At 56.6% G+C, this 25,979-nt stretch carries 20 protein-coding genes, 1 tRNA gene and 1 other RNA gene; 19 read left to right on the forward strand and 3 right to left on the reverse strand.

Going from position 1 to position 25,979, the window contains the following annotated elements; genetic code table 11:
• Positions 1-147 precede the first annotated feature (147 nt).
• The 13 genes from AC2CGP_RS08235 (at position 148) to AC2CGP_RS08295 (ending at position 11,746) form a co-directional block, all read left to right on the forward strand.
• Positions 148-732 carry an autotransporter outer membrane beta-barrel domain-containing protein gene (locus AC2CGP_RS08235; RefSeq protein ID WP_163359247.1) on the forward strand — a complete coding sequence of 195 codons (585 nt, stop codon included), beginning with the start codon at positions 148-150 and terminating at the stop codon, positions 730-732.
• A 240-nt stretch (positions 733-972) separates the two neighbouring features.
• A complete protein-coding gene (locus AC2CGP_RS08240; RefSeq protein ID WP_015369227.1) occupies positions 973-2,178 on the forward strand; it encodes an L-lactate MFS transporter in 1,206 nt (401 codons plus the stop codon).
• Positions 2,179-2,400: 222 nt separating this feature from the next.
• Positions 2,401-4,092 carry a kdo(2)-lipid A phosphoethanolamine 7''-transferase gene (gene eptB, locus AC2CGP_RS08245; protein ID WP_047038023.1) on the forward strand — a complete coding sequence of 564 codons (1,692 nt, stop codon included), beginning with the start codon at positions 2,401-2,403 and terminating at the stop codon, positions 4,090-4,092.
• A 91-nt stretch (positions 4,093-4,183) separates the two neighbouring features.
• Positions 4,184-4,260 (forward strand) — tRNA-Pro (locus AC2CGP_RS08250).
• Between the two features lie 34 nt (positions 4,261-4,294).
• Positions 4,295-4,426: non-coding RNA, RtT sRNA (locus tag AC2CGP_RS08255), on the forward strand.
• Positions 4,427-5,182: 756 nt separating this feature from the next.
• Entirely contained in the window at positions 5,183-6,790 is a 1,608-nt protein-coding gene (gene dppA, locus AC2CGP_RS08260) for a dipeptide ABC transporter periplasmic-binding protein DppA (protein ID WP_015369230.1), read from the forward strand.
• 133 nt (positions 6,791-6,923) lie between these two features.
• On the forward strand, positions 6,924-7,943 hold the full coding sequence (dppB, locus tag AC2CGP_RS08265; RefSeq protein ID WP_002921786.1) for a dipeptide ABC transporter permease DppB: 1,020 nt from the start codon (positions 6,924-6,926) through the stop codon (positions 7,941-7,943).
• Between the two features lie 9 nt (positions 7,944-7,952).
• Positions 7,953-8,855, forward strand: coding sequence for a dipeptide ABC transporter permease DppC (dppC, locus tag AC2CGP_RS08270; RefSeq protein WP_117026043.1), 903 nt, complete (start codon positions 7,953-7,955; stop codon positions 8,853-8,855).
• Between the two features lie 10 nt (positions 8,856-8,865).
• The gene (dppD, locus tag AC2CGP_RS08275; RefSeq protein WP_015369232.1) at positions 8,866-9,849 is read left to right on the forward strand and encodes a dipeptide ABC transporter ATP-binding protein; all 984 of its coding nucleotides are present in this window, start codon (positions 8,866-8,868) and stop codon (positions 9,847-9,849) included.
• Positions 9,846-10,859, forward strand: a complete 1,014-nt coding sequence (gene dppF / locus AC2CGP_RS08280) for a dipeptide ABC transporter ATP-binding subunit DppF (protein ID WP_045411440.1) — start codon at positions 9,846-9,848, stop codon at positions 10,857-10,859. The genes dppD and dppF overlap by 4 nt, the downstream gene beginning before the upstream one ends.
• 299 nt (positions 10,860-11,158) lie before the next feature.
• Entirely contained in the window at positions 11,159-11,266 is a 108-nt protein-coding gene (locus AC2CGP_RS08285) for a type I toxin-antitoxin system toxin Ldr family protein (RefSeq protein WP_015703763.1), read from the forward strand.
• 13 nt (positions 11,267-11,279) lie between these two features.
• Positions 11,280-11,597 (forward strand): hypothetical protein, encoded by a 318-nt coding sequence (locus tag AC2CGP_RS08290; protein ID WP_213759465.1) that lies wholly within the window; start codon positions 11,280-11,282, stop codon positions 11,595-11,597.
• A 41-nt stretch (positions 11,598-11,638) separates the two neighbouring features.
• Positions 11,639-11,746: a type I toxin-antitoxin system toxin Ldr family protein gene (locus AC2CGP_RS08295; protein WP_015703763.1), complete on the forward strand. Its 108-nt coding sequence runs from the start codon at positions 11,639-11,641 to the stop codon at positions 11,744-11,746.
• An 82-nt stretch (positions 11,747-11,828) separates the two neighbouring features.
• On the opposite strand, the gene bcsG is transcribed toward AC2CGP_RS08295, so the two are convergent.
• The 3 genes from bcsG to bcsE are packed head-to-tail and all read right to left on the reverse strand — an operon-like array spanning position 11,829 to position 15,255.
• Positions 11,829-13,508 (reverse strand): cellulose biosynthesis protein BcsG, encoded by a 1,680-nt coding sequence (gene bcsG / locus AC2CGP_RS08300; protein ID WP_213759464.1) that lies wholly within the window; start codon positions 13,506-13,508, stop codon positions 11,829-11,831.
• Positions 13,505-13,702: a cellulose biosynthesis protein BcsF gene (bcsF, locus tag AC2CGP_RS08305; protein WP_015369235.1), complete on the reverse strand. Its 198-nt coding sequence runs from the start codon at positions 13,700-13,702 to the stop codon at positions 13,505-13,507. The genes bcsG and bcsF overlap by 4 nt, the downstream gene beginning before the upstream one ends.
• Positions 13,699-15,255 (reverse strand): cellulose biosynthesis protein BcsE, encoded by a 1,557-nt coding sequence (gene bcsE / locus AC2CGP_RS08310; protein WP_045365119.1) that lies wholly within the window; start codon positions 15,253-15,255, stop codon positions 13,699-13,701. Before bcsE ends, bcsF begins: the two co-directional genes overlap by 4 nt.
• Before the next feature lie 168 nt (positions 15,256-15,423).
• Between bcsE and bcsR the strand changes: the two genes are divergently transcribed.
• Genes bcsR through bcsC form a run of 6 tightly spaced genes read left to right on the forward strand, consistent with a single transcriptional unit; the run spans position 15,424 to position 25,924 of the window.
• Entirely contained in the window at positions 15,424-15,612 is a 189-nt protein-coding gene (bcsR, locus tag AC2CGP_RS08315) for a cellulose biosynthesis protein BcsR (protein WP_015369237.1), read from the forward strand.
• A gap of 11 nt (positions 15,613-15,623) precedes the next feature.
• Entirely contained in the window at positions 15,624-16,361 is a 738-nt protein-coding gene (bcsQ, locus tag AC2CGP_RS08320; RefSeq protein WP_045411445.1) for a cellulose biosynthesis protein BcsQ, read from the forward strand.
• Positions 16,358-18,976, forward strand: coding sequence for a UDP-forming cellulose synthase catalytic subunit (gene bcsA, locus AC2CGP_RS08325; protein WP_063445034.1), 2,619 nt, complete (start codon positions 16,358-16,360; stop codon positions 18,974-18,976). Before bcsQ ends, bcsA begins: the two co-directional genes overlap by 4 nt.
• A gap of 10 nt (positions 18,977-18,986) precedes the next feature.
• Positions 18,987-21,344: a cellulose biosynthesis cyclic di-GMP-binding regulatory protein BcsB gene (gene bcsB / locus AC2CGP_RS08330; protein ID WP_032706518.1), complete on the forward strand. Its 2,358-nt coding sequence runs from the start codon at positions 18,987-18,989 to the stop codon at positions 21,342-21,344.
• A 6-nt stretch (positions 21,345-21,350) separates the two neighbouring features.
• Complete coding sequence (gene bcsZ, locus AC2CGP_RS08335; protein ID WP_213759463.1) at positions 21,351-22,457, forward strand: cellulose synthase complex periplasmic endoglucanase BcsZ; 1,107 nt, start codon at positions 21,351-21,353, stop codon at positions 22,455-22,457.
• Positions 22,439-25,924: a cellulose synthase complex outer membrane protein BcsC gene (bcsC, locus tag AC2CGP_RS08340; protein ID WP_213759462.1), complete on the forward strand. Its 3,486-nt coding sequence runs from the start codon at positions 22,439-22,441 to the stop codon at positions 25,922-25,924. The genes bcsZ and bcsC overlap by 19 nt, the downstream gene beginning before the upstream one ends.
• The last annotated feature ends 55 nt before the right edge of the window (positions 25,925-25,979 follow it).

A 25,979-nucleotide genomic window follows, 5' to 3' on the forward strand; every position in this document is an offset into this window, starting at 1 on the left:
GCGTAGAAGTGGGCGGCAGCTCGAATTATTTTGAGTATAAAAACACAGCAACATTGCCGATTCGGCTCTTTTGGAGTCGCATTAATGATAATAAAGAAATGCAATGGCCTCCGGGGTGGGTTGATCCCGGCGTGCATCACTATCTGGGTGTCGTGTGTTTCAGGTGCTTATGCCTGGCAACAGGAATATATCGCTAACGATACAAAAAGTAATACGTCCGAACGCTATACATGGGATAGCGATCACCAACCGCGTTATGAAGATATTCTCGCCGAGCGTATGAGAGCGTCAGAAGCGCCCGCAGGGCTGGCGTTAAATCAGGCGCTGTCGCCGCCCGATTTAGGTCACGGCATGAGCGTGGGATGGAACTATTCACTGGCCAGCGGCGTGACCTCCGGGCCGGTTGCCAGCTTGCGTAGCGATCTCAATCCGCCGCCAGCGACGCGTCGCGCGGGCGAAGGTATTTACGTCAACACGCTCGGCTGGCGTATGGATTATCAGCAACTGTGGGGCGTGCATCCATGGGCGCAGGTAAGCTATAACCAGTCTATTTCTGTCGATAACAATGCGTCGATTAGCCGCGGAAAAGACGGTAGCTGGGGCGACGTCACGTTGGGCGCCGATATGCCGCTGGGTTCGCATCTGGCGGCATGGGCCACGCTTTCGCAGGCAGATAATGTGCCATCGGGGGAAAATACGCTGTATCTGATGGGGGTCAGCGCCAATTTCTAAATGATTTTGTTACGCATTTGAAACGCAGTCGTTATTGTTAAATCTCAGTAACGGCGCGTTTCTGTGAGATAGCGCACACTAACTTGTTGGTGAAAATTTAGGGAATGAATGTTTTGCAATGCCATTCATTCCGCCATAAATGCATTTCATTCCTCGTTGATGGCAGTTCATGCCGTTTTCCCCCACCGGATTTGGGGATTTGGGTATTGTGGCGGCAGTTAATCCTTCAGGACATCTGCTATGAACGCTGCAAACACTCAATATACCCGTTGGCTCACGCTGATTGGCACGATCATTACGCAATTCGCACTGGGATCGGTTTATACATGGAGTTTGTTTAATAGTTCTCTGGCCAACAAACTGGACGAGCCAGTAAGCCAGGTGGCATTTTCCTTCGGCCTGTTAAGTCTCGGGCTGGCATTATCCTCTTCCGTTGCCGGTAAATTGCAGGAACGCTTTGGCGTGAAACGCGTCACCATGGCCTCCGGCATTCTGCTGGGCGCCGGCTTTTTCCTCACTGCCCATGCCAACAGCCTGATGATGCTGTGGCTGAGCGCCGGCCTGCTGGTCGGTTTGGCGGACGGCGCAGGCTATCTGCTGACGTTGTCGAACTGCGTGAAGTGGTTCCCGGAGCGTAAAGGTCTGATTTCCGCCTTCTCGATTGGCGCTTATGGCCTTGGCAGCCTCGGTTTTAAATTTATCGATAGTCACCTGTTGGCGACGGTCGGGCTGGAAAAAACCTTTGTTATCTGGGGCGCTATCGTGCTGGTGATGATTGTCTTTGGCGCGATGCTGATGAAAGATGCGCCTAATCATCCCGCGACGACCACCGCGAACGGCGTTGTCGAAAATGATTTCACCCTCGCTGAATCCATGCGTAAACCACAGTACTGGATGCTGGCGGTGATGTTCCTGACGGCCTGCATGAGCGGCCTGTATGTGATTGGCGTCGCCAAAGATATCGCGCAGGGCATGGTACATCTCGACGTGGCGACGGCGGCGAATGCGGTTACCGTGATTTCTATCGCCAACCTGAGCGGCCGTCTGGTTCTGGGCATCCTGTCTGATAAGATCTCCCGTATCCGCGTGATTACTATCGGTCAGGTGGTCTCTCTGGTCGGTATGGCGGCCCTGCTGTTCGCCCCGCTGAATGCAATGACCTTCTTTGCGGCGATTGCCTGCGTGGCCTTTAACTTCGGCGGCACCATTACCGTCTTCCCGTCGCTGGTGAGCGAATTCTTCGGCCTCAATAATCTGGCGAAAAACTATGGCGTGATTTACCTCGGCTTCGGTATTGGTAGTATCTGCGGTTCGCTGATTGCCTCCGTGTTCGGCGGCTTCTATGTCACCTTCTGCGTCATCTTCGCTCTGCTGATTTTGTCGCTGGCGCTCTCCACCACTATTCGCCAGCCGAAAAGCGAAATTTATCATCAAGCACACGCCTGATAGCGTCGCCCTCCCTAAGCTAATAATGCCTTACCAGCCAGATATTTTGTAAATATCTGGCTGAATCACATTCTCTCCGGATACTTTTGCCATTTGCTGTGGTCTACTTAGCGCGCTTTGTAGAGGTTTCCGATAACCAACCCAGACGCACTTAATTAATCTTCCTGTTTATATCGTTTTAAACAGGGCGGTTTCATCTCTTCGTTTCCCAGGTTTGCTTGCATGAAATACATTAAAACGATGTCGCAGCAGAAGCTAAGTTTTTGGCTTGCGCTGTACATCGGCTGGTTTATGAACGCCGCGGTGTTTTTCCGCCGCTTCGATGGCTACGCTCAAGAGTTTACCGTCTGGAAAGGGTTGTCCGGGTTGGTGGAACTGGTAGCGACGGTTCTGGTTACTTTCTTCCTTCTGCGCCTGCTGTCGTTATTCGGCCGCCGGGTATGGCGCATATTAGCGACGCTGGTGGTGCTGTTTTCCGCGGCGGCAAGCTATTACATGACCTTCCTCAACGTGGTCATTGGCTACGGTATTATCGCTTCGGTGATGACCACCGATATTGACCTGTCGAAAGAGGTCATTGGCTGGCATCTGATCCTGTGGCTGGCCGCGGTTAGCGCTTTACCGCTACTGCTTATCTGGAGCAACCGCTGCCGTAAGACGCTGCTACAGCAGGTGAAAACGCCAGGTCAGCGGGCGAAAAATATCCTGATAGTCGTGCTGGCCGGGCTGATGGTCTGGGGGCCGATTCGCCTGCTGGAAGTGCGCCAGAAGAACGTCGAGCGCAATTCAGAAGTCGATATGCCGAGCTACGGCGGCGTGATTGCCAACTCTTACCTGCCTTCTAACTGGCTGTCGGCGCTCGGGCTGTACGCCTGGGCGCAGGTGGATGAGTCGTCCGATAATAAGTCGCTGATTAACCCCGCGAAAAAATTCACCTACGTAGCGCCGCAGGATCTTGATGATACTTATGTGGTGTTTATTATCGGCGAGACCACCCGCTGGGATCATATGGGTATTCTCGGCTATAACCGTAATACCACGCCGAAGCTGGCGCAGGAGAAGAATCTTGTCGCCTTCCGCGGCACCTCTTGCGATACCGCCACCAAGCTGTCGTTGCGTTGTATGTTCGTGCGCGAGGGCGGGGCGGATGATAATCCGCAGCGGACGCTGAAAGAGCAGAATGTGTTTGCTGTTCTGCACCAGTTAGGCTTTGCCGGCGACCTGTACGCGATGCAGAGCGAGATGTGGTTCTACAGCAATACGATGGCCAACAATATCGCCTATCGCGAGCAGATCGGCGCCGAGCCGCACAACCGCGGCAAGAACGTGGATGATATGCTGCTGGTCGATGAAATGAAGCGCGGCATGGAGCAAAACCCGAGCGGCAAGCGTCTGATTATTCTCCATACCAAGGGGTCGCATTTTAACTATACCCAGCGATATCCACGCAGCTTTGCGCAGTGGAAACCAGAATGTGTAGGGGTGGACAGCAAATGTTCGAAGGCCGAGTTGATTAACTCCTACGATAACAGCGTCACTTATGTGGATCACTTTATCGTCAGCGTGCTGGACCAACTGCGGGATAAAAAGGCTATCGTGTTCTACGCCGCCGATCACGGCGAGTCGATTAATGAACACGAACATCTGCACGGCACGCCGCGTATGATGGCGCCGCCGGAGCAGTTCCGCGTGCCGATGATGGTCTGGATGTCGGATAAATATCTGGCGAATCCGGATCACGCCGCCTCCTTTGCGCGCCTTAAGCAGCAGGCGGCAATGAAGGTTCCGCACCGTCACGTTGAGCTGTATGACACCATTATGGGTTGTCTTGGTTATACCTCGCCGGATGGTGGGATTAATGAGAACAACAACTGGTGTCGCGTGCCGGCAGCGGCGAAAGCGGCGAAGGAATAGCAGTAGTGGCGAGATTCTCGCCGCTTGATTGATTTTTTGCTAATAAGGCATTGACGGGGGGGCATCCCAGCAGTAAGATGCGCCCCGCATTCGGTGATTGGCGCAGCCTGGTAGCGCACTTCGTTCGGGACGAAGGGGTCGGAGGTTCGAATCCTCTATCACCGACCAAATTCGAAAAGCCTGCTCAACGAGCAGGCTTTTTTGCATCTGCGGCCCGAAGAGGATGAGAACCTCCGGGGGGGAGGTTCGACTCGAGCGTAGCGAGAGAACGTTGCGTCAGCAACGGCCCGTAGGGCGAGCCACGAAGTGGCAAGTCATCCTCTATCACCGACCAAATTCGAAAAGCCTGCTCAATGAGCAGGCTTTTTTGCATCTGCGGCCCGAAGAGGATGAGAACCTCCGGGGGGGAGGTTCGACTCGAGCGCTTCCCTGATTGCGGCGCAAGCGCCTTATCAGGGCTACATTCGCACAGCGCATAGCCCGCTCGGTAGCCCGGCTCAGCGCAGCGCAAGCCGGGGCGAAAACCCCGCCATAATCACAAAAATCGCATTTCCCCGCGTATCTCGCCAGCTGTTCGCTGTTTTGTGACATCTTCCATTGCATTTTTTTATCGATGAACAGATCTTTTTTCGCGAAGCTTATGGCTAACTACAGCATTTTCCGCTGTGCGTTTTAACGTTCGCGCTATTAATCGCTCACATAATGGTCACATAGGAAGAAATTTTCACCATTTTTAAGAATTGTTTATCACCAGATGTTGCAAACTATTAAGGGGTTTATTCTGGCTTATGGCCGCTAGCATAAATTTCTCTGCTGAAAATAGCGCCACCAAGTTTTTTTAATCTTTGCCCACCGATTCTCACCCCTGACGCAAAACCCGGTTAGCTGTATTGACGTTTAACCATTCTGTTGACAGATTGTACGGCATGAGGGGCATTTCATGGAGAATCCGTACTGCAACTCAGTCGTTTTAGCGAACGGAATCCCCATCTCTCTCAACGCCTTCGGGCACCACCGACCAGACCGGGTAAAAAATAAATAAAGGTCTGGCGGCTATATGCAAACAACATCACAGTTTTGGAGCAGAATAATGAGTATTTCCTTGAAAAAGTCAGGGATGCTGAAGCTTGGTCTGAGCCTGGTCGCCATGACCGTTGCCGCAAGCGTACAAGCTAAAACCCTGGTTTATTGTTCTGAAGGTTCGCCGGAAGGCTTTAACCCACAGCTCTTCACCTCGGGTACCACCTATGACGCCAGTTCGGTGCCTATTTATAACCGTCTGGTTGAATTCAAAACCGGTACGACTGAAGTTATTCCTGGTCTTGCTGAGAAGTGGGATGTCAGCGAGGACGGTAAAACCTATACCTTCCACCTGCGTAAAGGCGTGAAGTGGCAGGATAATAAAGACTTTAAACCAACGCGCGAGCTGAATGCCGACGACGTGGTGTTCTCCTTTGACCGCCAGAAAAATGACAAAAACCCGTACCATAAAGTCTCTGGCGGCAGCTATGAGTACTTCGAAGGGATGGGCCTGCAGGACCTGATTAGCGAAGTGAAGAAAGTGGACGATAATACCGTCCAGTTCGTGCTGACTCGCCCGGAAGCGCCGTTCCTCGCTGACCTGGCGATGGACTTTGCTTCTATCCTGTCGAAAGAGTATGCCGACAACATGCTGAAAGCCGGCACCCCGGAAAAAGTAGACCTTAACCCAATCGGTACCGGTCCATTCCAGCTGCTGCAGTATCAGAAAGACTCGCGCATTCTGTATAAAGCCTTCCCGGGCTACTGGGGCACCAAGCCGCAGATCGATCGTCTGGTCTTCTCCATCACTCCGGACGCTTCCGTACGCTACGCTAAGCTGCAGAAAAACGAGTGCCAGGTGATGCCGTATCCGAATCCAGCTGACATCGCGCGCATGAAGGAAGATAAAAACATCAACCTGCTGGAACAGCCGGGTCTGAACGTGGGTTATCTCTCCTTCAACACCGAGAAAAAACCGCTGGATAACGTCAAAGTTCGCCAGGCGCTGACCTACGCGGTGAACAAAGAAGCGATCATCAAAGCCGTTTACCAGGGCGCAGGCCAGTCGGCGAAGAACCTGATCCCGCCGACCATGTGGGGCTATAACGATGATGTTAAAGACTACACCTACGATCCTGAGAAGGCGAAGCAGCTGCTGAAAGAAGCGGGCATGGAAAAAGGCTTCACCATCGACCTGTGGGCAATGCCGGTACAGCGTCCGTATAACCCGAACGCGCGCCGTATGGCTGAAATGATCCAGGCCGACTGGGCGAAAGTCGGCGTACAGGCCAAGATAGTCACCTACGAGTGGGGCGAGTACCTGAAACGTGCGAAAGCGGGCGAGCATCAGACCGTGATGATGGGCTGGACCGGCGACAACGGGGATCCGGATAACTTCTTCGCGACCCTGTTCAGCTGCGCCGCGGCGAAAGACGGCTCTAACTACTCTCGCTGGTGCTATAAGCCGTTTGAAGACCTCATTCAACCGGCACGCGCCACCGACGACCACAACAAGCGTATTGAACTGTACAAACAGGCTCAGGTAGTGATGCATGACCAGGCTCCGGCGCTGATCATTGCTCACTCCACCGTTTACGAGCCAGTGCGTAAAGAAGTCAAAGGCTATGTGGTTGATCCGCTTGGCAAACACCACTTCGATAACGTCTCTGTCGAATAATAAGCACGATGCCTGACCCCCTCTCCCCGCGCGGGAGAGGCGGGGGGCATATTCCCGCTATTCGGGGAGTACTTTTGTGAGCAATACAGACGCCTTGTCACCAGGCCTGGCGTCACTATAGAGAATCCGGGTTATGTTGCAGTTTATTCTCCGACGTTTGGGACTCGTCATCCCGACATTTATCGGTATTACCCTTCTCACCTTTGCTTTCGTTCATATGATCCCCGGCGATCCGGTGATGATTATGGCGGGCGAACGTGGTATTTCCCCCGAACGTCACGCGCAGTTGCTGGCCGAAATGGGCCTTGATAAGCCGCTGTGGCAGCAATATGCCCATTATATTTGGGGCGTACTGCACGGTGATTTAGGGATCTCGCTGAAAAGCCGAATTCCCGTGTGGCAAGAGTTTGTGCCACGCTTCAAGGCCACCCTCGAACTGGGCGTCTGCGCGATGATTTTCGCCGTCGCCGTCGGTATTCCGGTGGGCGTGCTGGCTGCGGTAAAACGCGGCTCCATTTTTGACCACACTGCCGTGGGTCTGGCGCTGACCGGCTACTCGATGCCTATCTTCTGGTGGGGCATGATGCTGATTATGCTGGTTTCGGTACAGCTGAATCTGACGCCGGTCTCCGGGCGTATCAGCGATACGGTATTCCTTGACGATACCCTGCCGCTGACCGGTTTTATGCTGATTGACACCGCCATCTGGGGCGAGCAGGGCGACTTTATTGATGCCTTAATGCATATGATCCTACCCGCCATCGTGCTGGGTACGATTCCGCTGGCGGTGATCGTGCGTATGACCCGCTCATCAATGCTGGAAGTGCTTGGCGAGGATTACATCCGTACCGCACGCGCTAAGGGGTTGACCCGCATGCGGGTGATCGTCATCCATGCGCTACGCAACGCGATGCTGCCGGTGGTGACGGTGATTGGTCTCCAGGTGGGCACGCTGCTGGCGGGCGCCATTCTAACCGAAACCATTTTTTCGTGGCCAGGTTTAGGCCGCTGGCTTATCGATGCGCTACAGCGCCGCGATTATCCAGTTGTGCAGGGCGGGGTTCTGCTGGTGGCGACGATGATTATTCTCGTCAACCTGCTGGTCGACCTGCTGTATGGCGTGGTGAACCCGCGTATCCGGCATAAGAAGTAAGGGGCCATCATGTCACAAATTACAGAAAATAAAGTTGTCGCCGCACCGGTGCCAATGACCCCGCTGCAGGAGTTCTGGCACTATTTCAAACGCAATAAGGGTGCCGTCGTCGGGTTGGTGTACGTGGCGGTGATGATTATCATCGCGGTATTTGCCAACTTTCTCGCCCCTTATAACCCGGCGGATCAGTTCCGTGATTCGCTGCTGGCGCCGCCGTTCTGGCAGGATGGCGGCAGCCTGGCGCATCTGCTTGGCACCGATGATGTGGGTCGCGATATTCTCTCACGCCTGATGTACGGCGCGCGCCTGTCGCTGCTGGTGGGCTGTCTGGTGGTGGTGCTGTCGCTGATCCTCGGCGTGGTGCTGGGGCTGGTTGCAGGCTATTTCGGCGGGGTGGTGGACTCCATCATCATGCGCGTGGTCGATATCATGCTGGCGCTGCCGAGCCTGCTGCTGGCGTTGGTGCTGGTGGCTATCTTCGGACCATCAATCGTCAATGCTTCGCTGGCGCTCACCTTCGTTGCCCTACCGCACTATGTGCGTCTGACGCGCGCGGCGGTGCTGGTGGAAGTACACCGCGATTACGTTACCGCTTCCCGCGTGGCGGGCGCCGGCGCGATGCGCCAGATGTTCGTTAATATTCTCCCTAACTGTCTTGCGCCGCTGATTGTTCAGGCGTCGCTGGGCTTCTCTAACGCCATTCTCGACATGGCAGCGCTGGGGTTCCTCGGTATGGGCGCGCAGCCGCCGACGCCTGAGTGGGGCACTATGCTTTCCGACGTATTGCAGTTCGCGCAAAGCGCCTGGTGGGTAGTGACCTTCCCGGGTGTGGCGATCCTGATGACGGTGCTGGCATTTAACCTGATGGGTGACGGTCTGCGTGACGCGCTCGATCCCAAACTGAAGCAGTAAGAGGTTCGAGATGGCGTTATTAAATGTAGATAAGTTATCGGTGCATTTCGGCGATGAGAATGCGCCGTTCCGTGCCGTAGACCGCATCAGCTATAGCGTGAAGCAGGGCGAAGTGGTCGGCATCGTGGGGGAATCGGGTTCCGGTAAGTCGGTGAGCTCGCTGGCGATTATGGGGCTGATTGATTACCCCGGCCGGGTGATGGCGGACAAACTGGAATTTAACGGCCGCGATTTGCAGCGAATTTCGGAAAAAGAGCGGCGCCAGCTGGTGGGGGCGGAAGTGGCGATGATCTTCCAGGATCCGATGACCAGCCTCAACCCGTGCTTTACCGTCGGCTACCAGATTATGGAAGCGATTAAGGTCCATCAGGGCGGCAATAAGCAAACCCGCCGCCAGCGGGCGATCGACCTGCTGAACCTGGTGGGTATTCCTGACCCGGCCTCGCGGCTGGACGTTTATCCGCACCAGCTTTCCGGTGGGATGAGCCAGCGCGTGATGATCGCGATGGCGATCGCCTGCCGGCCAAAACTGCTGATTGCCGATGAGCCGACCACCGCGCTGGATGTGACCATTCAGGCGCAGATTATCGAACTACTGCTGGAGTTGCAGCAGCAAGAGAATATGGCGCTGGTGCTGATTACTCACGATCTGGCGCTGGTGGCGGAAGCCGCGCATAAAATTATCGTCATGTACGCGGGTCAGGTGGTGGAGACCGGTGATGCGAAAGATATCTTCCGCGCGCCGCGTCATCCTTACACCCAAGCGTTGCTGCGGGCGCTGCCGGAGTTTGCCCAGGATAAGGCGCGTCTGGCCTCGCTACCGGGTGTGGTGCCGGGTAAATACGATCGTCCTAACGGCTGCCTGCTGAACCCGCGCTGCCCCTACGCAACGGATAAATGCCGGAGCGAAGAGCCCGCGCTTGCGGATCTCGACGGCGACCGTCAGTCAAAATGCCACTACCCACTCGATGATGCCGGGAGGCCTGGATTATGAGTACGCAAAAGGCCGCCACGCAACAACCGCTGTTGCAGGCCATTGATCTGAAAAAACACTATCCGGTGAAGAAGGGGCTGTTCGCTCCGGAACGGCTGGTGAAAGCGCTGGACGGCGTCTCCTTTACTCTTGAGCGCGGTAAAACGCTGGCGGTAGTGGGGGAGTCGGGCTGCGGTAAATCGACGCTGGGTCGTTTGCTGACGATGATTGAAATTCCCACTGGCGGCGAGTTGTATTATCAGGGGCAGGATCTGCTCAAGCACGACCCGCAGGCGCAAAAGCTGCGGCGGCAAAAAATCCAGATTGTGTTCCAGAACCCGTATGGTTCGCTGAACCCGCGTAAAAAAGTGGGGCAGATTCTGGAAGAGCCGCTGTTGATTAACAGCAGCCTGAGCAAAGAGCAGCGGCGTGAAAAGGCGCTGGCGATGATGGCGAAGGTGGGCCTGAAAACGGAGCATTACGATCGCTACCCGCATATGTTCTCCGGCGGTCAGCGCCAGCGTATCGCCATTGCCCGCGGGCTGATGCTGGATCCGGATGTGGTGATTGCCGATGAGCCGGTCTCGGCGCTGGATGTTTCGGTACGCGCCCAGGTGCTGAACCTGATGATGGATTTGCAGCAGGATTTAGGGCTGTCCTACGTGTTTATCTCCCACGACCTGTCGGTCGTCGAGCACATCGCTGATGAAGTCATGGTGATGTATCTTGGCCGCTGCGTAGAGAAGGGGACCAAGGATCAGATCTTTAATAACCCGCGTCATCCGTATACTCAGGCGCTGCTGTCGGCGACGCCGCGACTGAACCCGGACGATCGGCGCGAGCGCATCAAGCTGACCGGCGAACTGCCGAGCCCGCTGAATCCGCCGTCGGGCTGCGCCTTTAATGCGCGTTGCCGCCGACGCTTTGGCCCATGCACCCAGCTTCAACCGCAGCTTAAGGATTACGGCGGCCAACTGGTGGCCTGCTTTGCCGTTGATCAGGATGAGAATCCGGAGAAAGCGCGGGCGTGATGGGAGGCGGGTTGTCGCGTGATGATTTCGGCGGGAGATGGCTGGAATGCGCCTCGCAGATTGCCAAAGGGCGGGGTGAAGGCGATGACACGGAGCAGTAGAATCGACGCCAAGCCGGGTTCGCCCGGTGAGGCGCAATGTTGCGGGGGCTTGAACCCCGGCGGCATAGATAAGTTGCTGGAAAGAGAAAACCCTCGCACGTTGCTGGTGTTAACCAGGCAACTGAACGAGGGCTATCGACAACTCCAGACAAGTTAAAGATAGCCGCGAACGGTTGCCATTGCAATACAGGCGGCTCTATGACGCTCACACAGTTAGGTCTGATCTTATGGGACGATCTGGCGGCGCCGATAATTGCTGGCATCGTGGTCAGTATTATCGTCAGCTGGATGCATAACCAGAAGTGACGGACCGGCGGGCGTGAGTCTGCTGCGTTGGCAATTTGCGCCCGAACAGGCCGCAGGAATTCTCCTGCGGCCTTTTTCGTCTTTACCTGGCGGCACGCAGAATGTGGTTGGATGCTGGAATGCGCCTCGCAGATTGCCAAAGGGCGTGGTGAAGGCGATGACATGGAGCAGTAGAATCGACGCCAAGCCGGGTTCGCCCGGTGAGGCGCAATGTTGCGGGGGCTTGAACCCCGGCGGCATAAATAAGTTGCTGGAAAGAGAAAACCCTCGCACGTTGCTGGTATTAACCAGGCAACTGAACGAGGGCTATCGACAACTCCAGACAAGTTAAAGATAGCCGCGAACGGTTGCCATTGCAATACAGGCGGCTCTATGACGCTCACACAGTTGGGTCTGATCTTATGGGACGATCTGGCGGCGCCGATAATCGCTGGCATTGTGGTCAGTATTATCGTCAGCTGGATGCATAACCAGAAGTGACGGACCGGCGGGCGTGAGTCTGCTGCGTTGGCAATTTGCGCCCGAACAGGCCGCAGGAATCCTCCTGCGGCCTTTTTCGTATTTACTGCGGATATGGCACCCAACTGCCGCCGTTGAGTTGCACGTAGGGTTTGCCCTGATACTGAATAACAATAGCGTTGGAGTTTTCCGATACCGCCGCGGTCTGCGGCAGGTTAGCGGTGTACTGCTGCCAGTTGACGTTATCCTCGGTAAACATCTTGCCGTCCAGGGCGCGCACCACCAGTTCAGAAACCGCGAGGTAGCTGGAAGGCTGTGTGATTTCCACCGCGGCGCCCTGGTGCGGCGCCTTCATGCCGAAGAATTTCACCGCCGCAGGGACGTTGGTAATCGATGGGCTTGGGATATCGCGCAGCCCGGAAACCTGCATCTTATCCCCCTTCAGCGCGGCGCCGTGTTCCGGCACCACCACCACCATCACTTTACGCCCCGATTTTTCCAGTTCGGTGAAGAAGGCGTCCAGCTCATCAAAGAATTTCTGCGCGCGAGCTTTGTAGTCTGCCGTTTTGCTTTGGCCGGGATAATGGTTGCCATCGTGCAGCGGCAGCGTGTTGTAGAAGGTCGCGGTACGCGGCGTGTTAAGCTTCTCGGTGGACTGTAGCCAGCGATCGAGCGTCGCCTGGTCGTCGTAAACCGGCGATCCGTCGAAGCCTTGCAGGATAACCGGCAAACCGCTCTGATCCATCAATGGACTTTGCATGCCGCCGAGTGAGCGAACCTCTTTGAGGAAGTCGCCGAATACGCCGTTATGCCCCAGCATCAGCTGTTGGGTAAAGCCCAGTTTCGCCAGATTTTCGAACAGATAGCACTCGCTGCCCGATGGCTGATACAGGTTGCTATGAGATAGCTGGCCGCAGCTGGCGCGCAGCAGGCGAACCGCTGCCGGGCCGCTGTAGGAGGTCGCGGAGTTGAAGTTTTTGAAGACAATATCGAAATGTTTCCACAGCGGGTGATCCATCAGCCCGGCAGCCTCGATGTCCGACCATGACAGGGAACAGATGTTGATCACCAGCAGATCAAACGGCTGCGCATCCTCAGGAAGCTGAGCGGGGAATGACGTTTTTCTTTTCTGTTCAGCAGCATAGAAAGTTTTCAGCCAGTTGCTGAGGTTAGCCGAGGTTGGCGGTTCGGTCTGCGGTGGGATATCGCCGCTGGCGGCAGCGCTGGTGGATGCCGCGGCTGTTGTGGTTCCACCGGTTGTTGCCGCCGGCGTGGCCGCTGCCGTGGTCGGCTGACCGGCAGGCCATAAGGTGAAGGAGGGCAGCAGCGGGCTGATAACCAGCCAGACCATGATAGCCGAAACAAATACGGTAACGCGTAGCCACTGGCTGATGAATAGCCACAGCACCAGCAGCACAAAGAAGGCGCCGACCATATTCCAGTTAATAAAGCGGGTGATCAGATCCCAGATGTAATCGGCACTGAAACCGGCAATTTGCGAACCCTGGCTCATGATGCTTTCCGGACCCGGTAACCAGGTATCATGCCAGAACAGGGCAAAGCCGAGCGGAATCGCTATCCAGTGGCGTACCCGGTGCAGTTTTTCTCGGGGGATCGGCACCAGCAGAAAGGCGAGGAACACCAGGTTAAGCATCGGATGGAAGTTCAGGTACCCCGCCCACAGCAGGGCAAACTTCACCAGAAAATAGAAGTTCCAGCCAGACAGGCCGCGCCAGTACTGCCATAGCGGAAGCGGCGTAGCGGTAGTTTTTGCTTTGGTCATTTTTTCAGTTTGCCCTGCCTGGTCGCATTATCCCGGCGCAGCACGCCGGCTGGTTTCACATAACGGGGTTTAAAGAACATCAAACGCAATGTCGTGCGAATACGTCGCTGATAATGGCGCGTTAGATATCCCAGCGGGAAAAACAGCAGGGCGCACAATACGATCAGCTGAATGATATCGGCGATAGACATCATGACCGCGGTTCTCCGTCGGTGGAGAGCCGCCAGGGTTCCGGGATTCGCCGCCACTGGCGCCCATCGTGCTTAACGTTAAGGGCTTCGTTTTTGCCTATGGTAATTGGCAGCGGCGTGTTCCAGTTGTCCGGGGAGAGGCCCCGCATCAACAGGATTTCCGCTGAAATTTGCTTGTCTTCAAACCAAATCATACGGTTAGAGAAAATGTCTCCGGTCGGTAATGGGAAGATATGGTTTAATGCGGTGTCGAGGTCATTTACCCGGCAAAACGATAAGAACAGCACTAATCGATTATTGCCGATCGTCACGATATCGCCCATGCGGTTGGGTTTACACAGGGTTAATGCCTGTTCAACGCGTAGCCCCGGCGCAGGGCGTAACGCCACCATCACCCCTTTGCTATCCGGCGGCAGCAGCGTGTTGGCCATGATATTGCCGACCGCTTCACAGAAGGCGTCCCACTTTTGATAGCCGCGAAGTTTAAGCGGCCGGCTCCAGGTCAGCAGCGTATTGAAGTCTTCCGGAACGTGGCGAGTAAATTTCTGCTTTTGCACGCTTTCAATGAGCGTCAGGCAGCGTGAAAGCCCGGCGCTGCAGGGGATCACCATGTTGGCGCCGCTGCTTAGCAGCAAGCGTTCATCGGTGGCGCGCAGGCTCGGCGTTTGTTCACGTACCACGATTTTTAGGGCGCTGCCGCGCTGGCGACGCAGGGTATGGATATAGCGGCCGAGCTGCTCTATTTGTTCGTTCTGGGTGATGGAAAATAGCAAGGTGGCCGCTTGCGCGGTACGACCGGCTTCAAACACGGCATCATTGGTTTCGAACAGCGTCCAGTATTCGGAAAGCGCGGGGGCCCCTTCCAGCACGCGCAAATTACTGAGGACGATTTTTTCGTCGCTGCGCGGCTGTACCACCGCTTCTTCGTTTTGCGCCAGTCGCCAGCCCTCATCATCGTGTAAAATAACCAACTGCTGCTGCGCGCTAATACCTTTCTCACTGCCCCACCATGCGATATCAAATAGATGGCTATCGCCCTGATAACGAATGCTGGCCAGCCCGGAAAGGGCTCGATACTGGCGTAATAACGGGGAAAGTTGTTTGTCGGTATCGTTAGCAGAATTAAGTATCATAAGAGAGCAGTTATGATATTTGGCCCATCGATTCGATTTTTCTACCCAATGGAGTAATTCTTCTGTTTTTATATTTTGCCAGGAATTTTCTGTACATAGCAGAATAAATAAATAATTGCCAGGTTCCATCGAACAAAGTAGGTCGCGGTGCAACTCCTTCAGGCCTTCCGGGCGATCGGGCATGGTGAATAATGCGATTTTATTAGGGCCGCGATCTTTTTTTAATGACATGACTTCTTTAGGGTTTTTTCCCATCACTATGGCGGCGACTTTGCTGTCCTGAGCCTGGCTTTCCAGCGTTTGATTCATCAGGCTGACGGCGTCGGCATAGCGGTCGACATTAAGCCACCACACCCCGCCAACGGGCATATGGCATACTTCGTCCCATAACGATGAAATACCCAACGTATATACAATATCCACGATGTCCCTCGCGCGCCCTATTTACAATGATTAGTTTACTAGCGAAAGCGTGAGAGTAAACCTAACATTGAAATTAAAGGACATCAGTTTTAGCATGTACACGTAATTTTAGGGATGAGCGGTTTACACTTCCTGGTTTTATAATGTGTTTTTCGAATGGACAGAGAAATGCCGGAAAAAGACCCTGCGGTACCTGGCGATGCGACGCTGGGATATACCTTCCAAAATGATTTCCTGGCATTAAGCCGGGCATTTTCCCTGCCGGATATTGATTACCACGACATTTCCCGCCGCGAACAGCTCGCCGCGGCGTTGCAACGCTGGCCGCTGTTGGCCGAATTAGCAGAGAAAAAGTAAGGAAGCCGTCGATGGCGATTCTGGGATTACAAGGCATACGCGGCGGCGTAGGCACCACCTCCATTACCGCCGCACTGGCCTGGGCGCTACAGCTGCTCGGCGAAACGGTGCTGGTGGTCGATGCCAGCCCGGACAATATGCTGCGCTTTTTTTTCAACGTTGATTTCGACCATCGCAACGGCTGGGCGCGCTCGTTGATTGACGGTCGCGACTGGCGCGACGCCGGACTGCGCTACACCGCGCATATCGATCTTCTGCCGTTTGGCCGCCTGACCCCCGGCGAACGCGAACACGTTGATAAACTGAGCCCGACCCTGGAACCCATCGCGGAACAAATCAAATTGCTCGATCAGCAGGGGAGCCACCGCTGGCTGCTGCTTGATATTCCGGAAGGCTACTCTCCGCTTAGCCGCGAATTGCTAAGCATCTGCGATCGTGCGCTGCAGGTTGTGCACCCCGACGGCAACAGCCATATACGTCTGCATCAGCAGGCGCTGCCTGCCAACGCGGATATTTTGATTAACGACCTGCGCGTCGGCAGCCAGCTGCAGGAGGATCTCTATCAACTGTGGCTGGAAAGCCAGCGGCGTATTTTGCCGGTCACGATTCACCGCGATGAAGCGATGGCGGAGTGTCTGGCGGCGAAACAGCCGCTTGGCGAATATCGCCAGGATTCGCTGGCGGCGGAAGAGGTGCTGACGCTGGCCAACTGGTGCCTGCTGCACTATGCCAGAGAGGGGGCGGCATGATCCGCCTGAGTACGTTGCTGCTGGCGCCGCCGGTGGGCGAGCGCTTGAGCGAACGTTATGATGACTATCGTCAGCATGGCGCGTCGGTGCTTTCGGCTTTTCTCGGTTGTCTGTGGGCGTCGCTGGCGTGGGCATTCATGCCGCTTGAGACGCCGCGCTGGCAAGCTATTCGCGAACACCATGGCGACTATTTTCCGCATATTAATCCGCATCGCCCACGCCCGTTAGATCCGCTGCGCTATTTGCTGCAGTCGCTCTGGCTGCTGGCGACCCGGGTGCCGGAAGCGGATAAAAAAATTAACTGGCGCTCGCTGGCGGCGCTGGAAGGGGTTCACGGGCGCTACGCGCAGTGGCTGGAAAAATTACCGGAGAAGGTCAACACCCGTACCGGCCACCTCGATAAACAGAAAGAGCTTGAACATCTGCATCCGCAGCTGCGGCGGCTGGTGCTTGGCACCATTACCTTCTTCTCGCTGATTCTGGCGCTGTTGTGTATCACCCAGCCGTTTAACCCGCTGTCGCAGTTTATCTTCCTGCTGTTACTGTGGGGCGTCGCGCTGCTGGTGCGGCGTATTCCGGGGCGTTTCTCCGCCCTGATGTTGATCGTGTTGTCATTGACCGTTTCTTGTCGCTATATCTGGTGGCGCTATACCTCCACGCTGAACTGGAACGATCCGGTCAGTCTGGTGTGCGGGCTGATTTTGCTGTTTGCCGAAACCTACGCCTGGATTGTGCTGGTACTGGGCTATTTCCAGGTGGTGTGGCCGCTGAATCGCCAGCCGGTGCCGCTACCGGAAGATATGAACGAATGGCCGACGGTGGATATCTTCGTCCCGACCTACAACGAAGATCTCAGCGTAGTAAAAAATACCATCTACGCTTCTCAGGGTATCGACTGGCCGAAGGATAAGCTCAATATCTGGATCCTTGATGACGGCGGGCGCGAAGAGTTTCGCCAGTTCGCAAAAGATGTCGGCGTACATTACATCGCGCGTACCAGTCACGAACATGCCAAGGCCGGCAATATCAACAATGCGCTGAAGTATGCGAAAGGCGAGTTCGTCTCTATTTTCGACTGTGACCACGTGCCGACCCGCTCGTTTCTGCAGATGACCATGGGCTGGTTCCTGAAGGATAAAAAGCTGGCGATGATGCAGACGCCGCACCACTTTTTCTCGCCGGATCCGTTCGAACGCAACCTGGGCCGTTTTCGTAAAACGCCAAATGAAGGGACGCTGTTTTACGGCCTGGTGCAGGACGGCAACGACATGTGGGATGCGACCTTTTTCTGCGGTTCCTGCGCGGTAATTCGCCGCGGCCCGCTGGATGAAATCGGCGGTATCGCCGTTGAAACGGTCACCGAGGATGCTCACACTTCACTGCGCCTGCATCGTCGTGGCCATACCTCCGCCTATATGCGCATCCCGCAGGCGGCGGGGCTGGCGACGGAAAGTTTGTCGGCGCATATCGGCCAGCGTATTCGCTGGGCGCGCGGGATGGTGCAGATTTTCCGTCTCGATAACCCCTTATTCGGTAAAGGGTTGAAGCTGGCGCAGCGTATCTGCTACGTCAACGCGATGTTGCACTTTTTGTCCGGTATACCGCGGCTTATCTTCCTCACCGCGCCGCTGGCCTTCCTGCTACTGCACGCCTATATCATCTATGCGCCGGCGCTGATGATCGCCTTGTTCGTGCTGCCGCATATGATTCATGCCAGCCTGACCAACTCGAAGATCCAGGGCAAGTACCGCCACTCTTTCTGGAGTGAAATCTACGAAACGGTGTTGGCCTGGTATATCGCGCCGCCGACCTTCGTCGCGCTGATTAACCCGCATAAAGGCAAGTTTAACGTCACCGCCAAAGGCGGACTGGTGAAGGATGAGTATGTCGATTGGGTTATCTCCCGCCCCTATATTTATCTGGTGTTGCTCAATCTGGTGGGCGTGGCGGTCGGCATCTGGCGCTTTATGTACGGGCCCGAGAACGAAATTTTGACCGTCTGGGTCAGTATCATCTGGGTGTTTTATAACTTAATCATCCTCGGCGGCGCCGTGGCGGTGTCGGTGGAGAGCAAACAGGTGCGGCGTTCGCACCGCGTAGAGATGTCGATGCCGGCGGCGATTGCCCGCCCGGATGGCCACCTGTTCTCCTGTACCGTTCATGACTACTCGGACGGCGGCCTGGGGGTAAAAATTCACGGTGAAGCGCGGGTACTGGAAGGGCAACACGTGAATCTGCTGCTCAAACGCGGACAGCAAGAATATGACTTCCCGGTACGCGTCGCGCGGGTGAACGGCGGCGAAGTCGGTCTGCAATTGCTGCCGCTGACAAACCAGCAACATATTGATTTTGTGCAGTGTACGTTTGCCCGCGCTGATACGTGGGCGCTTTGGCAGGATAGCTTCCCGGAAGATAAGCCGATGGAAAGCCTGCTGGATATCCTCAAGCTGGGGTTCCGTGGATATCGTCACCTGGCGGAGTTCTCGCCGCCGTCGGTGAAGGTTATTTTCCGCTCGCTCACCTCGCTGGTGGCCTGGATTGTATCGTTTTTACCGCGCCGTCCCGAACGCGCCGCGGCGGTGCTTTCGGCAGAACCGGCAATGGCTCAACAATGATGATAATGCGATGAAAAGAAAACTTTCCTTGATTTGTGCAGTGGCGGTGGGAATGAGCAGTTGGTACCCCTTCGCAACATTTTCGGCTCCGGCGACGTCGCCGGAGGCCGTGGTTGCCGGAGTTCCAGCGACAGCGGGAGCTGTTCAGCCAGCGCCGGTCGTTAACGATGGCCAGCCAACGGCGACGGTTATCGATTCTGCCGCCGCGCCGGTGGTGGTGGCGGACAACATTCCCTCTCGCGATGTGAAGCTGACTTTTGCGCAAATCGCGCCGCCGCCGGGGAGCATGGTGCTGCGCGGTTCGCATCCTGAGGGCGCCGTAGAGTTCGGTATGCGCAGCGATGAGGTGGTCGCCAAAGCGCTGCTCAATCTTGACTACACGCCGTCGCCATCGCTGCTGCCGGTGCAGTCTCAACTGAAGGTTTATCTTAACGACGAGCTGATGGGCGTACTGCCGGTCACCAAAGAGCAACTGGGTAAAAAAGTGAGCGCCCAGATCCCCGTCGATCCGCTGTATATCACCGATTTTAACCGCGTGCGGCTGGAGTTCGTCGGCCACTATCGCGACGTTTGCGAAAACCCGGCGAGCAGTACGTTGTGGCTTGATATCGGTCGTGAGAGCTCGCTGGATTTAACCTATCAGTCGCTGCAGGTCCGTAACGATCTCTCCCACTTCCCGGTGCCGTTCTACGACTCGCGCGACAACCGTCCGCTGACGTTGCCGATGGTTTTTGCTGCTGCGCCTGACGTCATACAACAGCAGGCGGCGGCGATTGTCGCCTCCTGGTTTGGCAGCAAGGCTGGCTGGCGCGGCCAGCAGTTCCCGGTCCACTTCAATGAGATACCGGAACGTAACGCTATCATCTTCGCGACCAACGATAAGCGTCCGGACTTCCTGCGCGACCATCCGCCGGTGAAAGCGCCGACTATCGAAATGGTCAACCATCCGAGCAACCCGTACGTCAAGCTGCTGGTGATCTTCGGTCGCAACGATCAAGACCTGCTGTTGGCGGCCAAGGGCATTGCCCAGGGGAATATTTTGTTCCGCGGCGATAGTGTCGTCGTGGATGGCGTGAAAGAGTTGAAGGCCCGCCAGCCCTATGACGCGCCGAACTGGGTTCGTACCGACAGGCCGGTGACTTTCGGCGAGCTGAAAACCTATGAACAGCAACTGCAATCAAGCGGCCTGGTGCCAGATTCGATTAACGTGGCGCTGAATCTGCCGCCGGATCTGTATCTGCTGCGCGCTAACGGCATCGATATGGACCTGAAGTATCGCTATACCATGCCGCCGATCAAAGATAGCTCGCGGATGGATATCAGCCTAAACGATCAGTTCCTGCAGTCGTTCAGCCTCAATAGCTCGCAGGATGTGAATAAGCTGATTTTACGCCTGCCGGTGCTGCAGGGGTTACTGGACGGCCAGAACCAGGTGACCATACCCGCGCTGCGCCTGGGGGCGATGAACCAGTTGCGCTTCGATTTCCAGTACATGAACCCGATGCCCGGCGGCAACATCGATAACTGCATTACCTTCCAGCCGGTGCAGAATCACGTGGTCATCGGCGATGACTCCACCATCGATTTTTCGAAGTATTACCACTTCCTGGCGATGCCGGATCTGCGCGTCTTCGCCAACGCCGGTTTCCCGTATACCCGCATGGCCGATCTCTCTCAGACGCTGATCGTGGTGCCGAAAACGCCTGATGCGGGCCAGGTGGAGACGCTACTGCAGGCGGTAGGTGGCATCGGCGCGCAGAGCGGGCTGGCGGCTATCAACTTGCAGATGACCGATGACGGTAACCAGATTAAGGGCAAAGATGCCGACCTGATGCTGATTGGCGCTATTCCGCCATCGCTGAAAGACGACAGCAAAATCAATCTGCTGGTTGAGGCGACCAAAAGCTGGGTGAAAACGCCGATGCGTCACTATGACCTGGCCAGCATCTACCCGGACGATGACGCCCGCACGCCGCATACGCGAACCGACATCACCTCTTCCGGGCCAATGGCGGCGATTATCGGCTTCCAGTCGCCATACAACGACCAGCGCAGCGTGATCGCCCTGATGGCCGATAGCCCACGCGGCAACGAGCTGCTTACAAACGCCTTAAATGACAGCGGCAAACGGGCGGCGATGTTCGGTTCGGTGGCGGTGATTCGCGAATCCGGCGTCAATAGCCTGCGGGTTGGCGATATCTATTATGTCGGCCATCTGCCGTGGTTCGAGCGCATCTGGTTTGCGCTCTCCAGCCATCCGATACTGTTGGCGATTCTGGCGGCCGTCAGCATTGTGCTGCTGGCGTGGGTGCTGTGGCGCATGCTGCGTATTCTCAGCCGTCGCCGTCTTGACCCTGATGATGAGTAATTGCTGATGAACGCATTTCGTGGGGTACTTCTCTCGGTATTGATGCTGGCGGCGGGGCAGGTTAGCGCCGCCTGCCAGTGGCCCGCCTGGGAGCAGTTTAAAAAAGCGTATGTCAGCGCCGAAGGGCGGGTCATCGACCCCAGCGATGCGCGCAAAATCACCACCTCCGAAGGGCAAAGCTACGCGCTGTTCTTCGCTCTCGCGGCCAACGATCGCCAGGGCTTCGATAAGCTGTTCCAGTGGACGCAGAACAACCTGGCGCAGGGCGATCTGCGCGCCCATCTGCCGGGATGGCTATGGGGGAAAAAGAGCGAGGATGAATGGACGGTGCTGGACAGCAATTCGGCTGCGGATTCTGATTTGTGGATTGCCTGGGCGCTGCTGGAAGCCGGACGCCTGTGGAAGGTTGATAACTATACTGAGGTAGGAAAAGCGCTGCTGGCGCGGATTGCCGATGAAGAAGTCGGTGATGTTCCGGGGCTCGGGCCGTCGGTACTGCCGGGGAAAGTTGGTTTCGCGGACGACAAGGGCTGGCGCTTTAATCCAAGTTATCTGCCGCCGCAGCTCGCCACCTACTTTACCCGCTTTGGCGCGCCGTGGCCGAAGATCCGCGACAGCAATCTGCGACTGCTGCTGGAAACGGCGCCAAAAGGCTTCTCGCCGGACTGGGTGCGCTATGAGAAAGGTAGCGGCTGGCAGTTGAAAACCGATAAACCGATTATTGGCAGCTATGACGCTATCCGCGTCTATCTGTGGGTCGGAATGCTCAATAACGCCGATAAACAAAAAGCGCCGCTATTGGCGCGTTTCAAACCGATGGCGGTTCAGACGATCAAACAGGGATTACCGCCGGAAAAAACCAATATCGCCAGCGGGAAAACGACTGGCGAGGGGCCGGTTGGCTTTTCCGCCGCCATGCTGCCGTTTTTACAAGATGACGACGCCCGCGCGCTACAACGCCAACGGGTCGCCGATCATTATCCCGACGCGGACGCCTACTACAGCGCGGTGCTGACGCTGTTCGGCCAGGGGTGGGATCAACATCGTTTTCGTTTCGCCGCGGGTGGCGAATTACAACCTGACTGGAACCAGGCATGCGCAAGTTCTCACTAAGCTTCATCACGCTGTCTGTCGGCCTTGGCCTGTTGCCGCTGGCGCAGGCGGAGAATACCCCTGCGCAGCAGCATCTGCTGGAACAAGTGCGTCTCGGCGAGGCCAGCAGTCGTGAGGACCTGGTGCGTCAGTCACTTTATAGGCTGGAACTGATCGACCCGAATAACCCCGATTATCTTGCCGCGCGGACGCGCTATCTGCTGCGCCAGGGCGACACCGCCGGCGCGCAAAAGCAACTCGATCTGCTGGCAAAGCTGGCCCCGGAATCGTCGGCGCTACAAGCGACGCGCAACGAGATGAAGATCAGTACCGGTAGCGGTCGCCAGGCGTTGCAGCAGGCGCGATTGCTCGGCGTTGCCGGGAAGGTCGATGAAGCCGTCGCCGCCTATGAAAAGCTCTTTGGCGGCGTCCCAACGGATACCGAAGCCGCTATCGAATACTGGACGCTGGTGGCGCGATTGCCCGCTCGCCATAGCGAAGGCGTCAGCCAGCTGAAAAAACTCAATGCCAGTACTCCGGATAACGTCACGCTATTGACCTCGCTGGCGAAGCAGATGTTTTCAGATAACAAGCCGCAGGAGGGCTTCGCCTATCTGGAACAGATGGCGCGTTCGGCTTCAGGCCGCGGAATTGCGGCTGATATGTGGCTCGGCGAAATTAAAAGTATGCCGGTCAGCAGAGGCAGCGTTCAGGCACTACAGCGATTCCTGCTCCAGTTCCCCGCCGGTTCCGCCGCCGCTAACGCCCGGGTGCTGCTGGCGCAGCAGCAAACTCAACTGCAAGACCCAACCTTCCGCGCCAAAAGCGAAGGGCTGGCGGCGGTGAAATCCGGTAATGCGGCGCAGGCGGTGGCCGATCTGCAGCAGGCGGTACGCGCGGATGCCCGCGATAGCGATGCCGTCGGCGCGCTGGGCGCCGCCTACTCACAGCGCGGCGATCGGGCGCGGGCGGTGGCGCAGCTTAATAAAGCGATCGCGATGGATCCGAAAAGCCCGAATCGCGATAAGTGGGACAGTTTGCTGAAGACCAACCGCTATTGGTTGTTGATTAAACAGGGCGATAACGCGCTGAAAGCAGGCCAACTGGCGCAGGCGCAAAATGCGTACGCCCAGGCGCAGCGGGTGGATAACACCGACAGCTACGCGGTTCTGGGGTTAGGCGATGTCGCCGCGGCGCGCAAAGATGACGCCGCCGCCGAGCGCTACTATCGCCAGGCGTTACGCATGGATCGCGACAATAATCTCGCCGTACGCGGTCTGGCGAATGTTTATCGTCGTGAATCGCCGGAAAAAGCCAGCGCCTATATTGCCAGCCTCCCCGCCAGCCAGCGGCGCAGTATTGATGATATCGAACGCAGTCTTACCAACGATCGGCTGGAAAAACAGGCCGAAGCGCTGGAAAGCCAGGGCAGTTGGGCGCAGGCCGCGGAGGTGCAGCGGCGGCGTCTGGCTCTGGATCCTGAAAGCGTGTGGATAACCTATCGGTTGGCGAAAGATCTGGTCAGCGCCGGCCAGCGGCCGGAAGCGGACGCGCTGATGCGTAACATGGCCAACCGCAAGCCGGGCGATGCCGAACGGGTTTACGCCTACGGCCTCTATTTGTCCGGTAATAATCAGGGTGATAGGGCGCTGGCGCAAATTAACGCGCTGCCGCGCGGACAGTGGACCGATAATATTCGTGAACTGGAAGGGCGTCTGCAAAGCGACAAAGTGATGCGCGAGGCCAACCAACTTCGCGATAGCGGGCAGGAAGCGCAGGCCATTGCCTTGATTAAACAGCAGCCGGAATCGATCCGCTACGATCTGGCGTTGGCGGATTGGGCGCAGCAGCGCGGCGATAGCGCAGGGGCGATAGCCCAGTACCATCGGGTGCTGAGCCAGCAGGCTGATAATGGCGATGCGCGCCTTGGCCTGGCGGAAGTCTATCTCGCCGAGGGCGATAAAAACGCCGCCCGCGCGCAGGTCGCGCAGTTGAAGGATGCGGATACGGAATCGATCAACATGCAGCGCCGGGTAGCGCTGGCCCGCGCCGGATTTGACGATACCGCGGGCGCGCAACAAATATTTGACCGCATCGCGCCGCAGGCGAAAAGCCAGCCGCCGTCGATGGAAAGCGCGCTGGTGCTGCGTGATGCCGCGCGTTTCCAGACGCAAAGCGAGCAACCACAGCAGGCCCTGGAAAGCTATAAAGACGCGATGGTGGCCGCTGGCGTGACCCGCGTTCGCCCGCAGGATAATGACACTTTTACCCGCCTGACCCGTAACGATAGCCAGGATGACTGGCTGAAGCGCGGGATCCGCAGCGACGCCGCCGATCTTTATCGCCAGCAGGATCTTAACGTTACCCTTGAGCACGACTATTGGGGATCGAGCGGCACCGGCGGTTATTCAGACCTCAAAGCGCACACTACCATGTTGCAGGTGGACGCGCCGTTGTATGACGGGCGGATGTTCTTCCGTACCGATGTGGTGAATATGAACGCCGGGTCGTTTTCCACTAATAGCGATGGCGGTTATTCGCCGAGTTGGGGAACCTGTGGTGAAATTAGCTGCTATGGCGGCAGTAAAAATCAGAGCGATGGCGGCGCCAGCGTAGCGGTTGGCTGGAAGAACGACACCTGGAGCGGCGATATCGGCACCACGCCGATGGGCTTTAACGTGGTGGATGTCGTGGGGGGACTGAGTTATAGCGGCGATGCCGGCCCGGTCGGCTATACCGTTAACGTCCACCGGCGACCCATTTCCAGCTCGTTGCTCTCCTTCGGCGGGCAAAAAGATAATCCTAACGACGGCCATACCGGCACTACCTGGGGCGGCGTCCGCGCCGCCGGCGGCGGCATCAGCCTCAGCTACGATAAAGGCGAGGCTAACGGCATCTGGTCATCGCTGGGGGCTGACCAACTCACCGGCAAAAACGTCGAGGACAACTGGCGCGTACGCTGGATGACCGGTTACTACTATAAAGCGATCAATGAAAATAATCGCCGGGTGACCGTCGGCCTGACCAATATGATCTGGCACTACGACAAAGACCTCAGCGGTTACACGCTGGGCCAGGGCGGTTACTACAGCCCGCAGGAGTATCTCTCCTTCTCGGTGCCGGTCATCTGGCGTCAGCGTACCGAAAACTGGTCGTGGGAACTCGGCGGGTCGGTGTCGTGGTCCCATTCGCGTACGCAAACTCATGCGCGCTATCCGTTGCTGAATTTGATTCCTTCACAGTATCGCTACGATGCCAGCCAGCAAAAAGAAGAGGGCGGCAGCAGCCAGGGCTTCGGTTATACCGCAAGGGCTCTGGTGGAACGGCGAGTCACCGGCAACTGGTTTGTCGGCGCGGCTGTGGATATTCAGCAGGCTAAAGATTACACCCCGAGCCACGCGCTGTTGTACGTGCGCTATTCTGCTTCCGGCTGGCAGGGCGACATGGATATGCCGCCGCAGCCGTTGGTGCCTTATGCGGATTGGTAGCAGATTAGCCTGATTTCTACGGCTAATCGCCAATCCACCGCGCTGTTCGCGTATA

It is taken from the genome of Klebsiella sp. SYXHC3, assembly GCF_057196925.1.